General features: G+C 42.0%; 5 protein-coding genes and 1 pseudogene. 2 read left to right on the top strand and 4 right to left on the bottom strand.

The genetic code is table 11. From position 1 onward, the window contains the following. On the top strand, positions 1-1474 hold a 1474-nt coding region (locus CXF78_RS11110; RefSeq protein WP_102036809.1), incomplete at its 5' end, for an alkaline phosphatase D family protein. Between the two features lie 103 nt (positions 1475-1577). On the opposite strand, the gene CXF78_RS11105 is transcribed toward CXF78_RS11110, so the two are convergent. From CXF78_RS11105 to CXF78_RS11090, 4 genes and pseudogenes are all read right to left on the bottom strand, one after another. Beyond that, positions 1578-2585, bottom strand: coding sequence for a class I SAM-dependent rRNA methyltransferase (locus CXF78_RS11105; RefSeq protein WP_102036808.1), 1008 nt, complete (start codon positions 2583-2585; stop codon positions 1578-1580). Positions 2586-2676: 91 nt separating this feature from the next. Next, positions 2677-3069 (bottom strand): DUF3859 domain-containing protein, encoded by a 393-nt coding sequence (locus CXF78_RS11100; protein ID WP_102036807.1) that lies wholly within the window; start codon positions 3067-3069, stop codon positions 2677-2679. 25 nt (positions 3070-3094) lie between these two features. Then, positions 3095-3541 (bottom strand): type II 3-dehydroquinate dehydratase, encoded by a 447-nt coding sequence (gene aroQ, locus CXF78_RS11095; RefSeq protein ID WP_011639010.1) that lies wholly within the window; start codon positions 3539-3541, stop codon positions 3095-3097. A gap of 235 nt (positions 3542-3776) precedes the next feature. Then, positions 3777-3977: pseudogene (locus CXF78_RS11090) on the bottom strand (aminoacyl-tRNA hydrolase); the annotation flags it as partial. Positions 3978-4118: 141 nt separating this feature from the next. Between CXF78_RS11090 and CXF78_RS21635 the strand changes: the two are divergent. Further along, positions 4119-4470 (top strand): hypothetical protein (locus CXF78_RS21635; RefSeq protein WP_219622070.1); only part of this gene is annotated, 352 nt, incomplete at its 3' end.

Below are 4470 nucleotides of genomic sequence, written 5' to 3'. Positions count from 1 at the left end.
AGATTATACCGTTAAAGTTGACGCAGTTGGACTTGAAGCGGGCCAACAGTATTTCTATCGTTTTAAAGCGGGTGAAACGGTATCTGAAATGGGGCAAACACGCACATTACCTGAAGGTAGCGTGGCGTCTGTTAAGTTGGCGGTAATGTCATGCGCTAACTTTCCTGCTGGATATTTTAATGTGTATGAAATGGCTGCACAGCAAAATGATTTGGATGCTGTCGTGCACTTAGGCGATTATTTATATGAGTATGCTCGTGGTGAATATGCCAGTGAACATGCTGTCGAGCTTGGGCGTGAAGTGTTGCCAGCCGGTGAATTATTTTTATTAGACGACTACCGCACCCGTTACAGTCAATATCGTAGTGATGCGAGCTTACAAAAGCTACATGCCAAAGTACCATTTATTACTGTGTGGGATGACCATGAAGTGGCCAATGATACGTGGAAAGACGGTGCTGAAAACCATAACGATGGTGAAGGTGATTTTGATCAACGCAAACAAGCCGCACTACAAGCTTACTTTGAATGGCTGCCAATTCGTCCATGGAGTGAAGGTAACCATGAAGAAATTTACAGAAGTTTTAATTACGGTAACTTGGTTGATTTGCACATGCTCGATACTCGGGTATTGGCTCGCGATAAACAATTAGAATATAGCCAATATATTGATGCGACCACAGGTGCATTTAACAGCAGCACATTTTTAGCTGATGTAACCGATACTGACCGCACCCTGTTAGGCCAGACTCAACTATTGTGGTTACAACAAACCTTGTTGCAGTCTACTGCTAAGTGGCAAGTATTAGGTCAACAAGTGTTAATGGGCAAAATGTTAATGCCAGCTGCCATTGCGACCCAGCAAATGAGTATTCCGCAGTTTGCTGAACTTGCAGGATTAGCGCAGCTAGCGGGCCGTGCTCAAGCGGGCGACCCAACGTTAACCGCAGAAGAGTTAGCTTACTTACAAGCGAATCAAGCCAAGCTGACGCCAGAGGTTATTGCATTACTTCAGCTACCAGCTATTCCTTACAACTTAGATGCGTGGGACGGTTACGCCTACGAGCGCGAAGTAATTTTAGCGACGGCAAAGTCGTTACAGCATAACTTGGTGGTTATTGCCGGTGATACGCATAATGCCTGGGCCAGCGATTTAACCGATAGTGGTGGTGATATTGTCGGAATAGAATTTGCCACAAGTTCGGTGTCATCCCCAGGGCTTGAGTATTACTTAGGCTTGTCTGATGCTGAAATGCCGGCAACTGAAGCGGCAATAGTCGGTTTGGTCGCCGATCTTAAATACGCTAATTTGAAGGATCGTGGTTACTTATTACTGACATTTACCGAAAATGAAGTCCGCAGTGATTGGCAATACGTCGATACTATTTTAGATAAGACATTTGTTCAGTTAGACGCCCGTGGTTACAGTGCAACCAGTACCGCTGGTAGCCCTAAAGTCACGCCGGTGTCGTAATCAGCTGATGTGAATTCGCAGATACAATTCAGCCACCTTAAAGGTGGCTGAATTATTTATATAAGAGGCATAACGCTTAATTAAACATATAACTAATTTACTGTTAGTCTATTGTTAGCACGACAATTTTTAACGGATGATTGTCATCAAATGCGGGGAAGTCTAGGTGGCAATCTAACCACTGAGTCGCAGTGACTTTACGGCCTTGCTTTTCTACGCAACGGACTAGGCTGTCGTACCATGCTTGGCGATCAACTTTAGCGACATTATTACAACAGACAATTTTACCGCCGACTTTGGTGGTTAATACTGCTGGTTTAAATAAACCTTGGTAATCATTGACTAAGTCGACAATACCAAAGGCGCTTTTAGCAAACCGTGGCGGGTCTAAAAACACTAGGTCGAACTGAGTCACACGCAGTTTAGGGTATTTAGGCAGTTTTTGATTACGACGACCGCCAATAGGCAAACCCGCTAATTGACGCAATGCCGGAAACGCATCACTTTGAACAAATTCACACACATCAGTGACATTGTTTAGCTCAGCATTTTTTTGTCCCGCAGCTAATGCAAATGATGAAAAGTCGACATTCATGACTTTACGAGCACCGCCCATCGCTGCAGCAGTACCAATACCACAAGTGTATGAAAACAAGTTTAGAACACTCTTACCTTGGCTGTTAGCGCGTACATATTCACGCCCAATACGCATGTCTAAAAATAGCAGCGGATCTTGACCTTCATGGCGTAACTTGGAGGTAAAAGCGATGCCATTTTCATGGATGACTTGTTCTGACTGCGAGTAGTCTTGGGCTTCATTTTCGGCATGATTAACCACACGAGAATGGCTGCCTGAGCGATCGTTATAGACGATATGATAGTCCGCGTGCGCAGTCAGTAGGCTTGATATGTCTTCAAGTTGCTGAGCCGATAAGGTTTGGTGAAATGTTTGAATGAGCCATGCATCGCCGTAACGGTCAATGTTAAGGCCATTTTCACCTTCAACGGTACCGTGAAAAACCCGATAACAATCAGTATTATCTTTGGCAGCTTGCTCAAAAAAAGTGGCACGCTTGGCTAAAGCATCGGCTAAAACAGCTTGAATGGACATGAGGGCTCATTAAATGGTGTGGCTATTGGCGCGGATTATAGCAAACATTCTAACTTAGTGAAGTTGCGGTACAGACTATTAAGCGTCGCAATTAATCTGGTAGATGCACCTTAAAGGTTTTGTCTGCAATGATTTTGCCATTTAACTCCAGCGTCATCCGCCAGTTACCGACCTTATTAGTGATCGGTGCCCAGATGCAATCACCCAGATAAAAGCGCCAATCATTTTCTTTGATAAATATCTCACCATCAAACGGTGGGCTAACATTACCGTCGTCATCGGTAATGTTAGGGTGGTAAATACAATAAGTGAGTACTTGGTTTTTGGCTTTTTTTATGCGCGTGATGAAACCAAATTCGGTGTCGATAATCGCAGGTACATGTATCGTTGCCTGCAACAAGCGCGGCAAGTCATCGCTTTGATTGTCCCATTGGCTGAATATGCCACTGTAAATAATGCTCACGTCCGCTTTTAACTTACTCAAGGGCTATCCCTTTATAGAATGATATTTAGTGTTTATCGCTCAAGTGCTTAATCGCCGCTTGCAGAGCAAAATCATAACCTTGTGCGCCTAGGCCACAAATTACTCCTAGGGCTTTATCTGAAAAGTACGAATGGTGCCTAAAAGGTTCGCGGGCATGTACGTTAGATAAATGTACTTCAATAAACGGAATCGCTACCCCAAGTATGGCATCACGCAAAGCTACACTGGTGTGCGTAAAGGCTGCTGGATTGATAATAATAAATTGAGCGTCGGTAGCATGAATTGCATCAATCAATTGATACTCGGCATTGGACTGAATATGTTCAAGCGTAACGCCAGCCTGAGTCGCATTGCGAGTTAATTCATCCACAATAGTGGTGAGTGTTTGGTGACCATAATGTCCGGGTTCGCGACGGCCTAATAGATTGAGATTAGGACCGTTGATCAATAAAACTTTTGCTGTTTGGCTCATGATGGTTCCTATAAAAATCGCAAGGTAAGTCGGCTTAATATGCAGCACAAAAGAGGGTTCAACAAGCATTCTTACCGAAGACGGTTATCAGGTAAACCAAAAAATGCTCAACTAGGGTAATACCTTAGTCATTGAGTGATGGCGGATTCACTTTGTTGCTAATAATTTGCTAGCGACTTACTAATGATTTATTAGCAACTGGCTAATTATTTACTAATTATTTACTAATTAATTATTAATAATCAGATTTATTTTGGCGCATCGCTTTAGTGGCACCGCGTTGTTTTTTTGTTTCAATGCGTCGCTTTTGGCTGCCTTTTGTCGCTTTGGTTGGTATACGGGCTTTTTGTACTACACCAACGCTTCTTACCAGTTCAATAAATTGTTCCAGTGCGGTTTGGCGGTTAAAATCTTGGCTGCGTGATTGTTGAGATTTCCCCGAATCGCAATACTTGTCAATTTCCATTATAACAAAGCAAATCATACACTTACGGTAAACTTTTTTAAAAAAAATGATTGACACGTGTCAGTCTTGAGCTAGTATTCATACTGTTACTCATTAGAATTAGGTGTCACTATGCTCCCCAAGCAACTTACATATTATCCAAAACTTTATAAAGTCTTGTCTAGTGACTATCGAAATGAGTTGGAAAAAATAATTTTCTTAACCGTTAAGAAAAGCGAAAACGGACAGTTCATAAATGTATATTCAACTTTTATTGATATTTGTGTTCGAACATCAAATACTCAATATAATGCTCTCGATATTCGAAACAGTGAAGTGAAACTAAATGCACATCTGTCTATATTGATCGGATTTATTTATACAGAGCTTAAAGCCTCAGCCATGACTCATTATAAATATTGTTATCACTTTAAAAAAATATTTAGAGAGTTTGCTAAACGTAATAATATGGTTTTGCAGAATA

The sequence above is a fragment of the Shewanella sp. 11B5 genome, assembly GCF_002836795.1.
GTDB lineage: Bacteria > Pseudomonadota > Gammaproteobacteria > Enterobacterales > Shewanellaceae > Shewanella > Shewanella frigidimarina.
This window is presented reverse-complemented; position numbering and strand designations above follow the sequence as displayed.